The following is a 19,094-nucleotide window of genomic DNA, read 5'->3' on the forward strand; positions in this document are numbered from 1 at the left end:
GACACCGCTGTGTTTACTTCGTGTCCTGGATGCGCTTGACGAGGCTCTGGAGCTTCTCGTCACCGGCGAACTTCGTGTACACCGGCTTCATCGCGTCGACGAACTCCGCCTTGTTGGCGATGGTCACGACCTGAACGCCGGCGGCCTCGACGGTCTTGCGGGCGGCCTGCTCGCGCTCATCCCAGAGCTTGCGCATGACGGGCACCGATTCCTTGGCCGCCTTGCGGATCATGGCCTGATCATCCTTGCTCAGCGTGTCCCAGACCTTCTTCGACATCACGAGAACTTCCGGCGCCAGCGAGTGCTCGGTGACGTTGTAGAACTTGGCGGCCTCGAAATGGCGCGAGGATTCGTAGGACGGCCAGTTGTTCTCGGCAGCGTCCACGAGGCCGGTCTTGAGCGCGGTATAGACCTCGCCATAGGGCATCGGCGTCGGGTTGGCCCCGAGGCTCTGGATCATGCCGACCCACAGGTCGGATTGCTGGACGCGGATCTTGAGGCCCTTGAGGTCGGCGAGCGACTTGACCGGCGCCTTGACGGTGTAGATGGACCGGGCGCCGCTGTCGTAATAGGCAAGGCCGACCAATCCCGCGGGCTCCATCGCCGCGAGGATCTCATCGCCGATGGGACCGTCGAGGACGGTGCGCATGTGCTGCGTATCGCGGAAGACGAAAGGCAGGCACAACGCGATGGTTTCCGGCACGAAGTTGTTCAGCGGCGATGCGTTGATCCGCATCATGTCGAGCGCGCCGATCTTGAGCTGCTCGATGGTGTCCTTCTCGGATCCCAGGGCTCCGTTGGGAAACACCTTCACGCCGAGCTTGCCGCCGCTCGCCGCCGCGAGCTGCTTGCCCATGAACTTGACGGCCTCGACGGTCGGATAATCGGCGGGGTGGACGTCGGCGGAGCGGAAATCGCGCGCGGTCGCCAGGGGCGCTGAAACCGCCAGTGCAACGGCTGTGATGATACCGGTGAGCGTCTTCATCTGGGCTTTCCTCCTGGTCGACTGGGTTGATTATGTCGTTGTCGGGCCGGCTGCAGGCCGCCTTGGGTCGCCCCACTTCCGGTGTGAAGTCAAGCGCCAATGTCGTCCCTAGGGCTGGCGGCATTCTGAGTCCAAGCCAAATCCAGCATTGATCGATGCAAGAGTTGCATCGATCAATTTCTGGCGCAATTCGCATTAGGGTGGGGTACGGCGGGCTGGCTCGACGTCGCCGGCACGTTACTTGACGCCACCGGCGGAGCCCCCTCAACATGTTCGAAACAGCGGACCATCTCGAGGGAATGCCCATGCCGCGGAAGCTGATCGATATCTCAGTGCCGCTCCGAAACGATGTGACGGCCGATCCGCCCGGCAACCATCCGACGATCCAATATATCGATCACCAGCAGGGCCTGCCGCGCATGCTGCAGTTCTTCGACGGCCTCAAGGCGCAGGATTTGCCGGACGGCCAGGGCTGGGCCGTCGAACATGTCTCGCTGTCGACCCACAACGGGACACATCTCGATGCGCCCTGGCACTTCCATCCGACCATGAACCGCGGCGAACGTTCATGGACGATCGACGAGGTGCCGCTGGAATGGTGCTTTCAACCCGGCGTGAAGCTCGACTTCCGGCATCTGCCCGACGGCTACGTGGCGAGCGCCGACGATGTCGAGAAGGAGCTGAAACGGATCGGACACACGCTGTCGCCGCTGGAGATCGTCGTCGTCAACACCAGCGCCGGCGCGAAATTCGGCCAAGCCGACTACGTCAATTCCGGCTGCGGCATGGGCTATGAAGCCACCATGTACCTGCTCGAACGCGGCGTCCGCCTGACCGGTACCGATGGCTGGAGCTGGGACGCGCCGTTTGTCTACACCGCGAAGAGATACGCCGAAACAAGGGATGCCAGCCTGATCTGGGAAGGCCACAAGGCAGGACGGCACATCGGCTATTGCCATCTCGAGAAGCTGCACAATCTCGATCAATTGCCCTCGAGCGGGTTCACGATCTCATGCCTTCCGGTCAAGATCGAACGCGCCTCCGCGGGCTGGACCCGCGCGGTCGCCATCATCGATGGCTAAATGCTCAATAATGTAGAGCACGCTCTCAATCGCCGGAGAGGCCGCTCTCGGCGAGTTCGCGCAGTGCATCGGTATCCAGCACGACGATGGCGCCGTGCTCGAGACGAACCCAGTTGCGGCCGGCCCAGGCGCGCAATTGCTTGTTGATACTCTCGCGCGTCATCCCGACCATCTCGCTGATCTCCTGCTGGGTGATGGCGAGCGTACCGCTGCCGGAGTCGAGCTTGCGCTCCTCGGTGAGACCAAGCAGCGCGCTGGCGAGCCGGCCCGGCAGGTTCTGGAGGATCACCTGCTCGACCTGCTGGCTGGTCCAGCGCAGGCGCGCGCAGAGCAGCTCGATGAATTTCATCGCCAGCGCCGGCTGGCTCTTCACGAATGGCAGGAAGTCCCGGCGATCGATGATGTAGAGCTCGCAATTGGTGTTCGCGGTGGCATCGGCCGACCTGGGGGCGCCGTCGAGCACCGCGATCTCGCCAAAAATTTCTCCGGGACCGATCAGATTGAGAATGGCATTCCGCCCATCCGGCGACGAAGAGGAGATCTTCACCGTCCCCGTGACCACCGCGAATAGATTGTTACCGGGATCGCCCTTGGCGGCGATCGTCGCGCCACGCTTCACGGTGGTGTGCTTGGCATAGCGGCAGAGTTGATCGAGCGCCTCCGGCTCCAGATCCGCGAAGATCGGGTGCTTGCGCAGTACCGATAGTTTGTTGCCCGCTGACTGTCGGGGGTCGCCGGTCTTGTCCTGAGGCACGCCACTGGGCTCCTAAGACTGCGAGGCATTGGGGTTCCTGCCTAGTCAACGTTATCAGGCTTTTCAACCGGAAAGCACGGGCGCTGTTTTAGGCAAATGCCGCGAAAACGCCGTGGTTAGGCGGAAGGCAACATCCGAAGGATGTGCCACTGCATTTGGACCGATGCAGAGTTGCAGATTGCGCAAGTCGTGATTGCGTTGAGGCGCTGCCGCACGGCCAGAGCGCTGCACGAGCGTCGGCGGTCGGCGCGTCAGATCGGACGACGATCTCAGGAGCTTCAGCGCTTGGAATCCGGGTCGAGCCGGCCTGCACTGGTCTGCCGGTCCGCCCAAGCCAAGGCTGCGGCGAAAGCGACGAAGATCGCGACGACGACGACAGTCACCAGCAACGCGTCAGCGGGCATCATGCTTCTCCCGGATTGTCTGAGGCATTATTTTGCGGCGGATGGCCGGCGTCATTGATCGGGATCAAAAATCCGCGAGCGTTGCGGACAGAATGTCAGGCCGCGGCCAGGGCCTCGACGCGCGCGGGGTCGCGCAGGCTGATACCGCCATGAAGGATCTCGATTGCGCCGTGACGCTCCAGCTTGGTGAAGGTGCGGCTGACGGTTTCGATGGTCAGGCCGAGATAGTCGGCGATGTCCTGCCGGCTCATCGGAAGCGGAACGGTGTCCAACGATCCCCCGAGCGCCAACAGACGCTGGCGCCAGCCGAGCAGAAACGTTGCGACCCTCTCGTCCGCCGAGCGCCGGCCGAGCAGGACCATGTGGTCGCGCGCCTGGCTCAGCTCGCGAATGGCCAGCTCGTTGATCCGCCTGAGCAGCTGCGGCCGGCTCTCGATGAAACGGCCGAAAGGTGCTTTGGCGAACTGGCACACGGTCACAGCGCCGATCGCATCGGCCGAAAAATTGTGGCGGCCGGAAAGGTTCATCCCCAGGAAATCGCCCGGCAGGGCAAAGCCCACGATCTGCCGCCGACCGTCGGGCAGCAGCTTGTACAGCCGCATGACGCCTTCGAGCACGTTGTAGACGAGGTCGTGATGTCCTCTTCGGAAAACACGGTCTCGCCTGAGCCAAAATGGACACGGCGCCCCAGATGCTCGAATTCGCTGAGCTCGGCTGCATCCAGCGACGAGCAAACCGCCGATGCGCGTACGGCACAATCGCTGCAGAAATGCCCGTTCGGCTCAATCGTGACCACGGAAGGCTTCATCCACCGCTCCAAGCGTCGGCCCCGCTCTGCCCCCAGGCCGAGTTGCCACGCACCTGCATTTTACTGCGCTGTGACAAAGCCGATTGACTCAGATCAATTTTGGCCGGGGTCCCCGCCTTATTCTGTCCTTCCAGAGTTCGACGGGGATCACTTTCCATGCTGCAAAGCGCGCTGCGTCACGGCCTGATTGGGCTGCTCCTGATCACGCCTGCGCTAGCCGCAACGACTGCCGAGCAGCGCGGCAAGGCCTTTGCACGGGCAAATTGCGCTCGCTGCCATGCGATCGACCGTGTCTCCGAGAGTCCGCTCAAGAGCGCGCCGGCGCTGCGCACCCTGCATCGGCGTTATCCGATCGAGACCCTTGGTGAGGCACTGGCCGAAGGCATCTACACCGGCCATGCCGACATGCCCGCCTTCGAGCTCAATCCGGACCAGATCCACGACCTCCTGTCCTACCTGAAGACCCTGGAATAGCAGGCATCACACCGCCTGCACGGTCCAGCCGATCAGCTCCTTTGCGATCCGGGCAAAGGCGGCATCGAACGCTGCGACTGAAGCGGCCGGCTCGACCTTGTCGAGCTTCTCGCTGGTCTCGACGAGGCGCGAGGCAATCACCTTGCCGTTCTTGTCGACGATCCGCGCCGACAGTCCGATCTCGGCCCTCGCCTCACCGTCCGTCGCGATCCGAAAGCGCCTGATGTCGATCAGGAGCTGGTAGTCCGCCTGACCGAGATCGGTCGTGCGTAGCGGCGCGTGGGCAATGTCGTAATTCTCGAAACTGTCGATCAGGCGCGCCTGCACCAGTTTTGGAATGCTGTCGGCCCAGAGGAAATCGGCAAAGCCCGGATTGTCCCCGACCGGCGAGAACAGCATGCGCTGGGTCTGGAGCATCGCGACCGCGGTCGGCTCGGGAATGGCCAGTGACGCAGACAGCGTCTTGCCGGCCGGCCCCAGATTCTTCGGCGTGCGCAGGTCATAGGTGACCTTCTGCGCGGGCGCTCCGCCACCGGTCATCTTCTCGAGGCCCGCCAGAATGCCGTCGATCTTGCCGGTGTTGCGCGCGAGCCCGTCGGAGAACGTCTTCAAATTGGCGATGGTGTCCTTTAGCGGGCCGGAATTGTCCTCCAGCACGGTGTCGACCTTCCGCAGCGCATCGCGCGCCGCCTGCGTCATGCTCTGGCCTGCGCCGGCCTCGGCGATCAAGGTCAGCGGCTCGCCGGACTTGGCGTCGGACTTGGCATCGGACATAGGGCCCGACTTGGCGCCCGACCTGGCGACGATCATGCCGCCCTCCAGCGTCACCACCGGCACGCCGGTCAAGCCCTGGAAATCGAGTCCGACCTTGGTGTCGGCACGCACTGGCGTTGCCGCGGCCACCGAGATCGTCGCATTGACGAAGCGCGGGTTATCCGGCGCGAGCCCGAGCTCGGTCACCTCACCGACGCGGATGCCGTTGAACAGCACGCCGGCGCCGACCAGCAGGCCGGGCACCGGTCCCTGGAATTGCACGTGGTAGTTCGTGCGCGGCCCGATGCCGCCGGTGTTGTTCAGCCAATAGACGAAGCCGAACACCGCAACGATCGCAGCCAGCACGAAGGTGCCGATCAGCACGTAAGGAGCGCGGGTTTCCATGTGTCATCTCATTTCGTGTTGCAGCATCTGCGAGCGCTTGCCGTGGAAATAGGCCCGCACCCAGGGATGCTCGGATTGCAGCAGTTCGCGCATCGGGCCGATCGCCACGATCCTGCCGTCGGCCAGGGCGGCCACGCGGTCGCAGACCGTGGTCAGGCTCGCAAGGTCGTGGGTGACCATGAACACAGTGAGGCCCAGGGTCTTTTGCAGCGTCTTGATCAGCGCGTCGAAATCGCCGGCGGCGATCGGGTCGAGGCCGGAGGTCGGCTCGTCCAGGAACAGGATCGGCGGATCGAGCGCGAGCGCGCGCGCCAGCGCCACGCGCTTGGTCATGCCGCCCGACAGCTCCGCCGGAAATTTGTCCGCATCCTGCGCCCGCAGCCCGACCATCTCGAGCTTGGCAATCGCGATCTCGTCCATCAGCTCCTGCGACAGGGCGAGATTTTCCCGCAGCGGAAACTGGACGTTTTGTCTCACCGTCAGCGATGAGAACAGCGCGCCTTGCTGAAAAAGGATGCCCCAAGTCGTGGCCGTACCTTGAGCGCCGCCGCCGACTGGCTGTCCCATGACTTCGATGCTGCCGCTTCGGCGCGGGATGAGGCCGATGATAGTGCGCATCAGCACCGACTTGCCGCCGCCGGACGCCCCGACCAGCCCGAGTATCTCACCGCGGCGGACGTCGAGCGACAGATGGTCGAGCACGGTCTGGCGGCCGAAGCCGACCACGAGGTCGCGGACGCGGATCGCGAACTCCTGCTGTGAGTCCTCCATCGTCACATTCCAATCGAAGCGAAGAAGATCGCGAACAGGCCGTCGAGCACGATCACCAGGAAGATCGACTTCACCACCGATGTCGTGGTCTGCCGTCCCAGCGATTCGGCGCTGCCTTTCACGCGCAATCCTTCGCTACAGGCGACGATCCCGATCACCAGCGCCATGAACGGCGCCTTCAGGATCCCCACCTCGAAATGAGTGATGGAAATGGCGTCATGCAGCCGTGCGATATAGATCGCCGGTCCCATGTCGCCGTAGAACTGTGCGACCAGCCCGCCGCCATAGAGCGCGGCAATCGATCCGACGAAGGCGAGGATCGGCAGCGCGATGACGAGCGCCGCAACGCGCGGCAGGATCAGGACGTCGACGGGGTCGAGCCCCATGGTCGAGAGCGCGTCGATCTCCTCGCGCATCTTCATCGAGCCGAGCTCGGCGGTATAGGCGCTTCCCGACCGTCCGGCGACCATGATGGCGACGATCAACACGCCGAGCTCGCGCAGCACCAGGATGCCGACCATGTCGACGGTGTAGGACTCCGCGCCGAACCTGCGGAAATGGAAGAATCCCTGCTGGGCGATGATGGCGCCGATCAGGAAGGTGATCAGCACGATGATGGGAATAGCCTGCCATCCGATGCGGTAAAGCTGATAGACCAGCGAGGTCAGCCGCAGCGATCGTGGCCGGCGCAGCACGCCGATCACGGCCATGAATAGCGCGCCGAGCATTTGCAGAAAGATCGTGACGTCTTCCCGCGCACCGATCGTGGCCTTGCCGAGATCGCCGAGCCTGAGCAAAACCGGATTCGGCACGGCCACGGGTGCCGGCCTGTCGCGGTTGACCTGGCGCACCTCGTCCATCAGCCCACTGAATTGATCGGCGACACCGACGAATTCAGCCGATCTGCCGGATGATGCAGCCCGGCGCGACAGCTTCTCCAGGACCCAGGCGCCGAGCGTGTCGAGCGCGCTGACGCCCGACATGTCCAGGGTCACGGCTCTGGATCGATCGACGTCCGCCCCGACCGACCGGGACAGCGATTCGAGCATCACCACATTCGCTGCGGTCCACGGCCCTTCCGGGCGCAATTTCAGCACATCGCCGGATGGCGTCGCCAGCAACAGCGGTTCGGGGTTCACGCTTCCACCTCATCGGGACGATTGGCGCCCATTCAGCCGGGATTTCTAGGCCAGCATGTGGCGCCCGGGTTGACCTGTCTCAAGACCAGGGCAACACCGCACCTCCTTGACGCATATCAAGTACGGTTGCGCCCGAGGATCCTAGATTCGCTGGCGATCCGTGGGGGTATCAAGCCATGTTCGACAGCGACAAGATGAGCGACGAACTGCGAGCGCTGAAGGTTGACGTCACGCGCCTTTTGAGCACCGCCGGCGAGGAGATCTACGACAGTTCGAAAGATCGGGCCGAGGCGCTGGCCGATCAGATCAGGGCTGCGCTCACCGAGCTTGGCGAGACCGTCGACGAAGAGCAGGAGCAGCTTCAGGGCCTCATTGCGGAGCGGCCGATCACATCGCTCGCCTCCGTCTTCGCGCTCGGCGTGATGGTCGGCTTCATGCTGAGGAGGCACTAGGTGAATACCGAGAATGTCGTCAAACATCTGCGCGTGCTGTGGCGCACCGATCGGATCATCGCGGACATCAGGCTGCGCCATCTGTTGATGGGGCTTGGCCTTCGCGCCTTCGCGGCGCTGATCGCGGCCTTCGGACTCCTGATGCTGGAGCTCTCGGCCTATTTCGCGCTGGTGCAGATCTGGAGTGCGGTTGCCGCCGCCGCCATCCTCGGCGCCGTCAACTTCGCCATCGCGGCCGCCCTGTTCATGGTCGCCGGCCGCGCTCCGTCAGGGCGTGACATCGAACTTGCGAACGAAATTCATGACGCATCCATCGAAGCCCTTCAGCTCGAGGCGCGCGCGCTCCAGGTCCAGGTGTCAGGCGCCGTGCATCATCCGCTCAGCACCGTCGTGCCGGTGCTGGTGCCGCTAATTGCGATCATCGTCAAGAATTTGCGAACGACGGCCAGGAAATCCACCGCAACGTCGGCTGAAGCGCACTCTTAAAGCACGCGCTCAGAGCTTCAGCCTGACGTCGCAGATATCAGGCTCGGCGGGATCCGGCTTGACCTCGAAGCCGAGCTGCCGGCACATCTCGAGCATCACTATGTTCTCCTGGAGCACGTCGCCCGATATGGTCTTCAACCCTTCCGACTTCGCGTAGTCGATGATCAGCTGCATCAGGGCCCATCCGAGTCCCCTGCCCTTGAGATCGGACCGCAGCAGAATGGCATATTCGCCGCTCTCGTAGATCGAATCCGAATGGAGCCGGACGACGCCGACCATCTCGCCGGTCTCCTGGTCGAATGCGATGAAGGCCATCGCGCGTGCATAATCGAGCTGGGTCAGGCGCGCGATGAACTCGTGGGTGAACTCCTTCATCGGCGCGAAGAAGCGCAGGCGGAGGTCTTGCGGCGTGACGTGACGAAGGAATTCGTGGATGGTCGGCTCGTCCTCGGGGCGCATGGGCCGCACGAAGATCCGCCAGTCGTCCTTGAGCTTGAGGCGGCGCTCCCATTGTGACGGATAGGCTCGAACGGCGAAATTGGCCGGGCCGGAGCCGGCGAACTTTCGCTGCGGCGGCCCCACGGCGACGCGGGCATCGACCGCGGTCACGCCGATTTCGTCCGCGAGCAGCGGGTTGATGTCGAATTCGCGGATTTCAGGAATGTCAGCGGCCATCTGCGCCAGCTTGACCAGCACCATAGCGACGGCATCCGGCTTCACTGCCGGCACGTCCCGGTAGGCGCGAAGCAGCCGTGACACGCGCGTGCGGTCGATCAGGTCGCGGGCGAGCTGCAGGTCGAGCGGCGGCAGCGCAAGTGCCTTGTCATTGATGATCTCCACGGCCGTCCCGCCCCGGCCGAAGACGACGACGGTGCCGAAGGTGGGATCATCGGCAAGACCGAGGATCAGCTCGCGCGCCTTCGCCTTGACCACCATCGCTTGGACGATGACACCGCCGATGCGGGCTTCGGGTCGCAGCTTCCTCGCCCGGTCGAGAATGTCGGTGGCAGCCGCGCGCACCGCATCCGGCGTGGTCAGATTGAGGATGACGCCGCCGACATCTGACTTGTGAACGATGTCACGCGACATGATCTTCAGCACGACGGTCGCGCCTTTCGCGAACATGTCGTTCGCATAGGCCACCGCCTGCTTGACATCGGTTGCGGCATAGGTCGGCACCATCGCAATGTCGTAGGCTTCGAGCAGGTGCTTGATCTCGACAGGCTCGAGCCATTGACGGCCGTCTGTGATCGCGGCAGTGACGATCTGCCTCGCCGCCTTGGCGTCCGGCACGAACGTGTCGGGCATCGCGGGCGGAACCTGGCTCAGCTCCTCCACCACTTCGCGGTGCCGGACCAGATGCATGAAGCCGCGCACGGCATCATCCTCGGTCGGGTAGTTCGGAATGCCCGCGCCGGAGAGCGTCTGAATGATGTTCTGGTCGGCTCCGACCCAGGCGGCAAGGACGGGCTTTGCCCAGCGGCGGTGCTGCTCGCGGTATTTTCCGACGAGCTCCGTCACCGTCGTGGCGATGTCGGCCGCCGAAGCGATCGCCGTCTGCACGTTGAGGACAAGCACGGCGTCATTGTCGGGATCGGCGAGCAGCGCCCCCAGCGCCGCCGCGTAGCGCGCGGCGTCGGCGTCACCCACGATGTCGACGGGATTTGCACCGGACCAGCTCGGCGGCAGCAGGTCATCGAGTTTCTTGCGCGCGTCCGCCGAGATCGATGCCGGAATTCCGCCAAGCTCGACCAATCGATCGATGGCGAGGACGCCGATGCCACCGCCATTGGTCAGGATAGCGAGCCGCTTTCCCGCCGGCGATTCGACGCGGCCGAGCGTCTCGGCGCAATCGAACAGCTCGCGCAGATCGGAGACCCGCAGCACGCCCGCGCGGCGGAACGCGGCGTCATAGACGGCGTCGGCGCCGGCGAGCGCCCCGGTATGCGTGGCCGCGGCCTTCGCCCCCTGCGCCATCCGGCCGGACTTCACCACGACGACCGGCTTCACGCGCGCGGCGGCGCGCGCCGCCGACATGAACTTGCGGGCGTCCTTGATCGCCTCGATATAGAGCAGGATCGCGCGGGTCTTGTGATCCATCGCGAAATAGTCGAGCAGATCGGCAAGGTCGACGTCGATCTGATCGCCGATCGAGACGATGCCGGAGAAGCCAACGCCGCGCTGCGCCGCCCAATCGACCATGCCGGCCGCGATCGCGCCCGATTGCGAGATCAGCGCGAGATTGCCCGCGCCTGGCATATGCGCGGCGAAGCTGGCATTGAGGCTCACTGCGGGCATCATGATGCCGAGACAGTTCGGACCGATCAGCCGCATGCCGTACTTGCGGGCCGCGGCGATTGCAGCCTCGTGCAGGGATCCCGGTCCGTGGCCGAGCCCGGCCGAGACGATGAGCGCGCCCGCCGAGCCGCGACGTCCGGCCTGATCGATGATGCCGGGAACCTCCCGCGCCGGCGCGGTGATGACCACGAGCTCGGGGACGAAGTCCAATCTGTCCAGACTCTTCACCGCGGCGATGCCGCCGATCTCGGCATGGCGCGGATTGACGAGGCCAAACTGTCCTTTGAACTCGGCGCTGCGGATGTTCTCCAGGACGGCGCGTCCCACCGAGACTGGGCGGGCACTCGCGCCGACCAGCGCGACCGAACGCGGTGACAGCAGATTCTTCAGGCGGTAGGTGGACATGAAAGCAAATGCGCCCGGTCGCTGGCGGTTCCGAGGATGGAAGATCAGGCTGGAAACTGCCTGCCTAGTGCGAGATCATAACCCAGCACGGTGGCTGGCCAATGACGGTCTTTGTCACACCGCCCCAAACGATCTCGTTCAGGCGCGAATGATGATAGGCGCCCATCACGATCGCATCGATAGTATGGGAATTCGCCCAGCTTCCGAGCACCTTTCCGATCGAACTGCCGCCGCATTTCGTCGTTTCGAACGAGGCGTGAACGCCGTGTTCCCTGAGGTGGTCGACGAGTGCCGTTCCGGATTGCACGATCGCGTCGGTCTTCTCGTCCGCCACGGTCACCACGCGGACCGATGCGGCCGCCCGAAGGACCGGCAGGGCATCGCCGACCGCGCGCGCCGCACGCGCGGAGTGATCCCACGCGATCATGACATTCTCGAATTCCGGTCGCAGCTCATCAACATGCTGTTCCGGACAGAGCAGGAGCGGCCGCCCGGATTCGAACAGGAGCGTCTCGATGATGTGTTCCGTTCGGCTGTCGTGCGGCTTCACCGGGAGCAACGTGAGATCGCTGAAGCGCGCATGCTCGGCCAGGATCGAAGCGATCTGGTCTGCCGGCACCTTGGCCGATCGGCCATGGGCGCGAATGTCGGCGCGGGACGATGCATCAGTAAAGGCATTCAGGAGCAGCTGCATATCGCCCGCCCCAAGCAACCCCGTTGCCTCGGCCGCAGCGGGATCGTCCGGCAGCAGCACTTTCGGCCGCACGAAAACGTCTTCCTCGAGCGCAAGTGCGGTGATCCTGGCGCCGAGGTCCGCGGCGACAGCCACGCATTTCTCGATCGCGGCTAGAAGCGGCCGGCGCGGCTGGCCGACAAGCGGCAGAAAGACGTCCTTGATGGCCATCGGGATTCTCCTTGGCCGCCAGCATAGGCCGGGTTTCGTCGGGACGCTTGATCCTCGTCAAGCCTGGGGAACTCCGTCCGGTCGTTCGCGACGGCCCGTTGACCAACATCAAGGACTGGCCGCTCGGCCATTCTATGAATAAGTCAGTCCGAGCGGTTCGCCCGGGAGAGGTTCATGCGTGCAATGGTGTTGCCGGCCTCACGAGCGCAGCTCCGGATGGAGGAGCGGCCCGATCCTATCCCCGGCGAAGGCCAGATCCGGGTGAAGGTCAGCGCCTGCGGAGTATGCCGCACCGATCTTCACGTCGTCGATGCCGAGCTGCCCGATATTCGCTATCCGATCGTGCCTGGTCACGAGATCGTCGGCCGGGTCGATCTCGTGGGTCCGAATGTTGCAACGCATGCGCCCGGCGATCGGGTTGGCATTCCCTGGCTTGGTTTTACCTGCGGCAAGTGTCGGTTCTGCCGGGACGGCATGGAAAACCTGTGTGACGCGCCCCTCTTCACCGGCTACACGCGCGACGGCGGCTACGCAACGCACACGATCGCTGACGCGCGCTACGCGTTTCCACTCGGCGAAAACGGCAATGACGTGGAGATTGCTCCTCTGCTGTGCGCAGGGCTGATCGGCTGGCGCTCGCTGGTAATAGCCGGCTCTGCCAGCAAGCTCGGCCTCTATGGTTTTGGCGCGGCCGGCCACATCATCGCGCAAGTTGCGGTCTGGCAGGGACGATCCGTCTATGCATTCACGCGGCGTGGCGATGCCGCTGCGCAAGGCTTTGCACGTCGTATCGGCGCCGTCTGGGCAGGGGCCTCTGACGAAACGCCGGACGAGCCGCTCGACGCCGCCATCATCTACGCGCCAGCTGGCGAACTCGTCCCGGCAGCGCTGCGCGTCGTACGCAAGGGCGGCCGCGTCGTGTGCGCCGGAATCCACATGTCGGACATTCCAAGCTTTCCATATGAGCTGCTCTGGGAGGAACGGCAGCTGGTCTCGGTGGCCAATCTGACTCGGCAGGATGGCCTCGATTTTCTCCGGATCGTCCCGCAAGCTGGCATACGCACCGAAACCACAGCATTTCCGCTCGATCAGGCCAACGAAGTTCTGAGAATGCTGCGGAATGGCCAGATTCTCGGCGCGGCCGTGCTGACGCCCTGACGGTGACGCAGATGCCAAAGTCGATCAGAGATGAGACGGAGGCCCAGAACCGGATATTCCAGTTCCTGACTGGACGTCCTGGCGTGAGACGGATTGATACCCACGCGGCTTCGGTATTTCTCGACGGCGACCGCGCGCTGAAGATCAAGCGGGCTGTGCAATTTCCGTTCCTCGACTATTCGACGCTCGACAAGCGCAAGGCGGCCTGCGAGGAGGAGATCAGGATCAACCGGCCGCTGGCGCCGCAGATCTATCATCGCGTCGTGGCGATCACAGAGGAGCCGGATGGGTCGGTGAAGATCGACGGCCCCGGCCGGCCGATCGAGTATGCGGTCGACATGTCGCGCTTCGACGAAAGCCAAACGCTGGATCATCTGGCCAAGGCCGGCCCGCTCGATGAGAATCTGGCTTCGGCTGCCGCCGACGCGATCGTGGCTTCGCATGCGGCGGCGGGCCGCTCCGACGGCAAGGCGTGGATTTCCTCCATCCCCGGCCTGATCGATGGCAACTGCAATGGCCTGGGAAAAGGCAACCATTTCGACGCTGAAGAAATCGCGCTGCTCGGCAGAGCCTCGCAGGCGATGTTTCTGCGCCTCCGCATCTTGCTCGAGGAGCGCGGCCAGCAGGGTTTTGTGCGGCGCTGCCACGGCGACCTGCATCTTGCGAACATCGTGTTGATCCGCAGGCGGCCAGTCCTGTTCGACGCGATCGAGTTCGATGCCCAGATGGCAACTGTCGACGTGCTCTACGATCTCGCATTCACACTGATGGACCTGTTGCACCACGATCAACCGCTCGCGGCCAACATCGTCCTGAACCGATATCTCGCTGCGACGCCATCCGACAATCTCGACGCGCTCTCGGTGCTGCCGCTGTTCATGTCGATCCGGGCGGCGATCCGCGCTCAGGTGGCGCTGGCACGGCTAAAGCCGCCGCGTTCTGATGATGTCGGCATCCTTAACGATGCACGGCGCTATTTCGGCCTCGCTCGAGCGATGATCCACCCCCCAGCTCCGCGGCTGATTGCCGTCGGGGGACTGTCCGGTACCGGAAAGACGGTTTTGGCGCGCGCGCTCGCCCCGGTCGTCGCGCCACAGCCGGGGGCGATCGTGCTGCGCAGCGACATCGTCCGCAAGCAGATGTTCGGGATCGAGGACACGCAGCGACTGCCGCCATTCGCATACACGCCAGAGGTCACGGCCCGGGTTTACGGCACATTGGCTCGTTACGCCCGGCGCGTGCTGGCGCAAGGCCATTCGGCGATCATCGACGGTGTATTCGCCGCCGAGGGCGAACGAGACGCGATCGCCGCACTGGCGCGCGAGCGCAACGTGCCGCTGAACGGCCTGTTCCTCGTCGCCGACCTCGCGACCCGGCAGGCGCGAATCGGAAGCCGCCGGGGAGATGCGTCCGACGCCACGCAAGAGGTTGCCGCGCAGCAGGAGCGCTATAATATCGGTCATGTCGGTTGGGCGACCATCGATGCATCCGGGACACCAGAGCAGACGCTCCAGAGCTGCCGGGACGCAATCGCTGAGGTCAAATAAGGCAATCTGATTGACGCGGGCAAGGATGGCGCGACCCAGCACGATCTCGACGACCGCCCGCGCAATGCCGGCAACGCGGCGCAATGCCCTGCCCGGCCGCCTCAGCCCCGGCATGGCCTGCGACACGGCGTTCCGGATCATCGCGCGCCGTCACCTCGATGCCGTCCTCGCCCAGCACGACGGCACCTGCCGCGGCGATCCCGACGCCCTGCACCAGATCCGGATCGCGCTGACGCATCTGCGCACCGCCATCCGCTTCTTCGCGCCGATGGTCGACGATGCGCTGCGGCCGAATGTCTGGGCCGAGCTGAAATGGCTCAACAGCCAGCTCGGCATGGTGCGGGACCTCGACGTGGCGATCGAGCGGGTTGTCGCCGAAAGTGGCAACGAGCTCGCCGTGATCGCCGAACTCCAGCACTGGGACGAGAAGCGCGCCGAGAGCCACCGCCTGCTGGCACGCGCGCTGCAATCCGCCCGCTACCGCCGCCTGGTCGAGCAGACCTCGGCTTGGATCGAGAGCGGCCCCTGGTCGACCCGGCGCAGCAAGGAAGCCATCAGATTGCGTCGCTGCTCGCTCGCCGACCACGCGACAGCGCGATTGACCGAGTGGGAGACGACACTGCTCAAGAAGGCCCGGAAGCTGAGCAAGCTCGACGTCGAGAAACGGCACAAGCTGCGGCTGCTCAATAAGCGGATGACCTATTCGGTCGAATCGCTGACGGATCTGTTCGCCGACGGATCAGCGACGAAGCAGAAGTCCATCCTCAAGCAATTGCGCAAGGCGCAAAGATCTCTCGGGCAATTGAACGACGATGCGCGAGGGCAAACGCTGGCGGCGTCGTTGCACGGTGTCGGCTTCCAGGCCGGCACTCGCTTCCTCGACCGCAAACGGGAAAAGAAGCTGTTGCGAACCGCCGCGGCGGCTTACCGCAAACTGGACAAGGCCAAGCCCTTCCGCTCCTCGGACCTCGCGCCAAATGCAGAGCCTGAGGACTAGGTGCGGACGTAGTCTCCCGGCGCTTCGGGCAGGCCTGAAGGGGCATCGCCAAGCCCGATCTGCGGCGGATCACAGGGCCCCCCGGAGCGCGCCGCCAGCCATCCGGCCCATTGCGGCCACCAGGAGCCCTCAACTCGCGGAGCCAGCTTCAGCCACTCATCTGCACCGACATAGGGCGCGTCCGCAGCCTTGGTCATGACCTGATAGCTGTGCCCAGGGTCATCAGGCGGAGCGACGACACCGGCATTGTGGCCGCCGCTGGTCAACAGGAACGTCACGTCGGCATCGACCTGATAGTGAATCTTGTAGACCGCCGCCACGGCGCCACGTGATCGGCCAGCGTGCCGACCACGAACATCGGCGCATGGATGTCCGAGAGCGAGATGCTCCTGCCTTCGACGCGATAGCGGCCTTCGGCCAGCTCATTCTTGAGAAACAGTTGGCGCAAATACTCCGAGTGCATGCGATAAGGCAGCCGGGTCGCATCGGCATTCCAAGCCATCAGGTCGCTTGGCGGACTGCTTTCGCCCATCAGATAGTCATGCGAGAGCCGCGACCAGATCAATTCGTTGGAGCGCAGCAGCTGGAACGCACCGGCCATCTGCGTCGTATCGAGATAACCACGCTGCCACATCATGTCTTCGAGGAAGGCGACCTGGCTCTCGTTGATGAAGAGCGTCAGCTCGCCGGCCTCGGTGAAATCGGTCTGGGCGGCAAGGAGCGTGATTGTGCCGAGCCGCCTGTCGCCGTCGCGCGCCATTGCGGCGGCGGCAATGGACAGCAACGTTCCGCCCAGACAATAGCCCAGCGCATGGGTCTTCCGAGCCGGCATGATCCGGCCGATCGTGTCCAGCGCGGCCATGACGCCCAGCCTGCGGTAGTCATCGAAGGCGACATCGCGGTCGTTGGCATCCGGATTGCGCCAGGAGATCGCGAATACAGTGAAGCCTTGAGCGGTCAGATACTTGACCAGCGAATTCTGCGGCGACAGATCGAGGATGTAGTATTTCATGATCCAGGCCGGCACGATCAGGATCGGCTCGGGCCGCACTTGGGCAGTCGTCGGATAGTACTGGATCAGCTCGATCAGCTCGTTGCGATAGACGACCTTGCCAGGCGAAGCCGCCACTGTCTTGCCGACGACAAATTGCGGGTCGCCCGCCGGTTTCGATATCGAAAGCAGACGCATCAGATCGCTGCACCAGTTCTGCCAGCCGAAGACGAAATTTTCCCCGCCGCTCTGGAATGCCTTCTCCAGCACCTGCGGATTGGTCGCCGCGAAATTCGACGGCGCCAGCATGTCGAGCATCTGACGCACCGAGAACTCGACGATGGCCTCATTTGCATGCGACACGCCGCGCACGCCGATGGTGGCATCGTGCCACCAGCGCTCTGCGAGCAGAAACGTCTGCGCTAGCAGATTGAACGGCGGGACCTCCCATTGTGGTTGCCTGAAGCGACGATCGCGTCCCTGCGGCTGAATGACGGACCAGGGCTTTTGCGACGTCGCATGCACGACAGCTTCCAGCAGCCGGCCGGTGTCGCGAAGAACGTTGCTGGAAATCTCCATCTGGCGCTGCGGGGCTGCGGCGAGATGCGAGCTCCAATCGAGCCAGGCGAGCGACAAGGCCGTCGGCGAAATCCCGCCCGTGAACCGTGCCAGCATGGCATGAAACGCGCGGTCGAGAGGATACGGGGGTGATGCAGGCGGGAGATCTGCGGCGACCGGCTTGCCTGCGGGTTTTTCGGGGCCTGCCGCGGCGGCTCGAGGGTCGGCAACGGGATTGACGAGAGCATGCGCCACCGGCTCGTCGGCCCGTGGAAGTATCTGGACGACGTTCATGGCTGAATGTTCCCTGCGGGCTTCTGGTCTCGAGGCAGGATATGGCGATGCTTCGGATGCGCGTTGAGCTGCATCAAATCCGGCCCAGATCACAATCGCTGAACCAGGACCAAGCGGCCTCGTCCGCTTGACCTGGGTCAAACCGCATCTCGACGTCCCCGCTAGGTTTTGCGCATCGACATTCGACGAGCCAGCGGAGTTCTTCATGCGCGCCCACCAGATCATGACCCGGTCGGTCATTTCGGTTACTCCTGACACCAGCATCGTCGAGGCGGCGAACATCATGCTGAAGCGGCATGTCAGCGGTCTCACGGTCGTCGACGATACCGGCAAGCTGGTCGGCGTCGTCTCGGAAGGAGATTTCATCCGCCGCAGCGAAATCGGCACCGGACGCAAGCGGGGGCGCTGGCTGAGATTCATCCTGGGTCCGGGCAAATCGGCCAGCGACTTCGTCCACGAGCATGGCCGCAAGGTCTCGGAGGTGATGACAGCCTCGGTCGTGACCATCACCGAGGATACCGCGCTCGCGGAGATCGTCGATCTCATGGAACGGAACAACGTGAAGCGGCTGCCGGTGGTGCGCGGCGAGAAGATCGTCGGAATCGTATCCCGCGCCAATTTGCTACAGGCGGTGGCGGGGCTCGCTCGCGAAGTGCCGGATCCGACGGCGGACGACGATCACATTCGCAGCCGCATCATCGACATCATGGAGAAGAACGACTGGTGCCCATTCGGGCTGAACGTCATCGTTCGTGACGGCGTCGTTCACCTCAGTGGCGTCATCACCGAAGAGCGCGCACGGCAGGCGGCCATCGTCGCGGCGGAGAACGTCGAAGGCGTGAAGACGGTGCACGACCATCTCTGCTGGGTCGACACCATGTCCGGCGTCTATCTGAACTCGCCCGAGGACGACGCACTCGCCAAGGCGAGCTGATCAAGGCGAGCTGATCAGGGCCGAACTCAGCGAGGAATGACGGCGGTGGCCTCGATTTCGACGCGCGCCGCCTTCTCGACGAGCCGGACCACCTGAACCAGCGCCATGGCAGGATAGTGCGCTCCGAAGACGTCGCGGTAGACCCTGCCCAGCTCCTTCAGATTGGCCAGGTACTCGTCCATGTCGACGACATACCAGGTCAGACACACGAGGTGCTCGGGTCGTGCGCCCGCTTCGGCCAGGATTGCGGCGATGTTGCTCAGGGTCTGGCGTACCTGCGCGACGAAGCCGTCCGCAAGGCGCTCTTGGGCATCCCAGCCGATCACTCCGCCGGTGACGACGATCCGCCCATCGGCAGCCACGCCGTTGGCATAACCCTTTGGCATTGGCCAGCCGGACGGCTGGAGGATTTGCGCGCGGGAGCGGGTTTCGTGCTCGGCTGCTGTCGGCAGCACCGCGAGCTGCGGGCCTTTTGGCGTCGTCACGGACACTTCT

Annotated in this window: 17 protein-coding genes and 2 pseudogenes; 8 read left to right on the forward strand and 11 right to left on the reverse strand. The window is 64.1% G+C overall.

What is annotated here, in order from left to right:
* Positions 1–13 precede the first annotated feature (13 nt).
* Positions 14–985, reverse strand: coding sequence for a TRAP transporter substrate-binding protein (locus tag LRP30_RS27845; RefSeq protein ID WP_091890026.1), 972 nt, complete (start codon positions 983–985; stop codon positions 14–16).
* Between the two features lie 305 nt (positions 986–1,290).
* Between LRP30_RS27845 and LRP30_RS27850 the strand changes: the two genes are divergently transcribed.
* A complete protein-coding gene (locus tag LRP30_RS27850; protein ID WP_249761843.1) occupies positions 1,291–2,067 on the forward strand; it encodes a cyclase family protein in 777 nt (258 codons plus the stop codon).
* A 25-nt stretch (positions 2,068–2,092) separates the two neighbouring features.
* Here LRP30_RS27850 and LRP30_RS27855 read toward each other — a convergent pair whose 3' ends face one another.
* The 3 genes and pseudogenes from LRP30_RS27855 to LRP30_RS27860 all read right to left on the reverse strand — a co-directional run bounded on the left by LRP30_RS27855 (position 2,093) and on the right by LRP30_RS27860 (position 4,033).
* The gene (locus tag LRP30_RS27855; RefSeq protein WP_128932588.1) at positions 2,093–2,821 is read right to left on the reverse strand and encodes a Crp/Fnr family transcriptional regulator; all 729 of its coding nucleotides are present in this window, start codon (positions 2,819–2,821) and stop codon (positions 2,093–2,095) included.
* Positions 2,822–3,099: 278 nt separating this feature from the next.
* Positions 3,100–3,228, reverse strand: a complete 129-nt coding sequence (locus LRP30_RS45025) for a hypothetical protein (protein ID WP_256477624.1) — start codon at positions 3,226–3,228, stop codon at positions 3,100–3,102.
* A 92-nt stretch (positions 3,229–3,320) separates the two neighbouring features.
* Positions 3,321–4,033: pseudogene (locus LRP30_RS27860) on the reverse strand (helix-turn-helix domain-containing protein).
* Positions 4,034–4,189: 156 nt separating this feature from the next.
* Here LRP30_RS27860 and LRP30_RS27865 point away from each other — a divergent pair.
* The gene (locus LRP30_RS27865) at positions 4,190–4,507 is read left to right on the forward strand and encodes a cytochrome c (RefSeq protein ID WP_128932586.1); all 318 of its coding nucleotides are present in this window, start codon (positions 4,190–4,192) and stop codon (positions 4,505–4,507) included.
* A gap of 6 nt (positions 4,508–4,513) precedes the next feature.
* Here the strand turns inward: LRP30_RS27865 and LRP30_RS27870 are convergent, their stop codons facing one another.
* From LRP30_RS27870 to LRP30_RS27880, 3 genes are read right to left on the reverse strand one after another with little or no spacing between them, the layout of a single operon-like run.
* Entirely contained in the window at positions 4,514–5,665 is a 1,152-nt protein-coding gene (locus LRP30_RS27870) for an ABC-type transport auxiliary lipoprotein family protein (RefSeq protein ID WP_249756821.1), read from the reverse strand.
* A gap of 3 nt (positions 5,666–5,668) precedes the next feature.
* A complete protein-coding gene (locus LRP30_RS27875) occupies positions 5,669–6,436 on the reverse strand; it encodes an ABC transporter ATP-binding protein (RefSeq protein ID WP_249756822.1) in 768 nt (255 codons plus the stop codon).
* Positions 6,437–6,438: 2 nt separating this feature from the next.
* Positions 6,439–7,575 (reverse strand): ABC transporter permease, encoded by a 1,137-nt coding sequence (locus tag LRP30_RS27880; RefSeq protein WP_249756823.1) that lies wholly within the window; start codon positions 7,573–7,575, stop codon positions 6,439–6,441.
* A gap of 176 nt (positions 7,576–7,751) precedes the next feature.
* On the opposite strand from LRP30_RS27880, the gene LRP30_RS27885 reads away from it, so the two are divergent.
* Positions 7,752–8,027, forward strand: a complete 276-nt coding sequence (locus LRP30_RS27885) for a hypothetical protein (RefSeq protein ID WP_128932582.1) — start codon at positions 7,752–7,754, stop codon at positions 8,025–8,027.
* On the forward strand, positions 8,028–8,513 hold the full coding sequence (locus tag LRP30_RS27890) for a phage holin family protein (protein ID WP_249756824.1): 486 nt from the start codon (positions 8,028–8,030) through the stop codon (positions 8,511–8,513).
* Positions 8,514–8,522: 9 nt separating this feature from the next.
* Here the strand turns inward: LRP30_RS27890 and LRP30_RS27895 are convergent, their stop codons facing one another.
* Together LRP30_RS27895 and LRP30_RS27900 are read right to left on the reverse strand one after the other, a co-directional pair.
* The gene (locus LRP30_RS27895; protein ID WP_249756825.1) at positions 8,523–11,216 is read right to left on the reverse strand and encodes a bifunctional acetate--CoA ligase family protein/GNAT family N-acetyltransferase; all 2,694 of its coding nucleotides are present in this window, start codon (positions 11,214–11,216) and stop codon (positions 8,523–8,525) included.
* A gap of 64 nt (positions 11,217–11,280) precedes the next feature.
* Complete coding sequence (locus LRP30_RS27900) at positions 11,281–12,120, reverse strand: universal stress protein (RefSeq protein ID WP_249756826.1); 840 nt, start codon at positions 12,118–12,120, stop codon at positions 11,281–11,283.
* 174 nt (positions 12,121–12,294) lie between these two features.
* On the opposite strand from LRP30_RS27900, the gene LRP30_RS27905 reads away from it, so the two are divergent.
* Genes LRP30_RS27905 through LRP30_RS27915 form a run of 3 tightly spaced genes read left to right on the forward strand, consistent with a single transcriptional unit; the run spans position 12,295 to position 15,822 of the window.
* The gene (locus tag LRP30_RS27905) at positions 12,295–13,278 is read left to right on the forward strand and encodes a zinc-dependent alcohol dehydrogenase family protein (protein WP_249756827.1); all 984 of its coding nucleotides are present in this window, start codon (positions 12,295–12,297) and stop codon (positions 13,276–13,278) included.
* Between the two features lie 23 nt (positions 13,279–13,301).
* Positions 13,302–14,825 (forward strand): bifunctional aminoglycoside phosphotransferase/ATP-binding protein, encoded by a 1,524-nt coding sequence (locus tag LRP30_RS27910; protein WP_249761844.1) that lies wholly within the window; start codon positions 13,302–13,304, stop codon positions 14,823–14,825.
* Positions 14,826–14,850: 25 nt separating this feature from the next.
* Complete coding sequence (locus LRP30_RS27915; RefSeq protein WP_249756828.1) at positions 14,851–15,822, forward strand: CHAD domain-containing protein; 972 nt, start codon at positions 14,851–14,853, stop codon at positions 15,820–15,822.
* Here LRP30_RS27915 and LRP30_RS27920 read toward each other — a convergent pair.
* Positions 15,819–17,665, reverse strand: a pseudogene (locus tag LRP30_RS27920) (alpha/beta fold hydrolase). The gene LRP30_RS27915 and the pseudogene LRP30_RS27920 overlap by 4 nt on opposite strands.
* Before the next feature lie 205 nt (positions 17,666–17,870).
* On the opposite strand from LRP30_RS27920, the gene LRP30_RS27925 reads away from it, so the two are divergent.
* Entirely contained in the window at positions 17,871–18,599 is a 729-nt protein-coding gene (locus tag LRP30_RS27925) for a CBS domain-containing protein (protein WP_249756829.1), read from the forward strand.
* Between the two features lie 26 nt (positions 18,600–18,625).
* On the opposite strand, the gene LRP30_RS27930 is transcribed toward LRP30_RS27925, so the two are convergent.
* The gene (locus tag LRP30_RS27930) at positions 18,626–19,090 is read right to left on the reverse strand and encodes a RidA family protein (RefSeq protein ID WP_249756830.1); all 465 of its coding nucleotides are present in this window, start codon (positions 19,088–19,090) and stop codon (positions 18,626–18,628) included.
* Positions 19,091–19,094 lie beyond the last annotated feature (4 nt).

The organism is Bradyrhizobium sp. C-145 (assembly GCF_023375135.1).
In the GTDB taxonomy this organism is placed as follows: domain Bacteria; phylum Pseudomonadota; class Alphaproteobacteria; order Rhizobiales; family Xanthobacteraceae; genus Bradyrhizobium; species Bradyrhizobium zhanjiangense.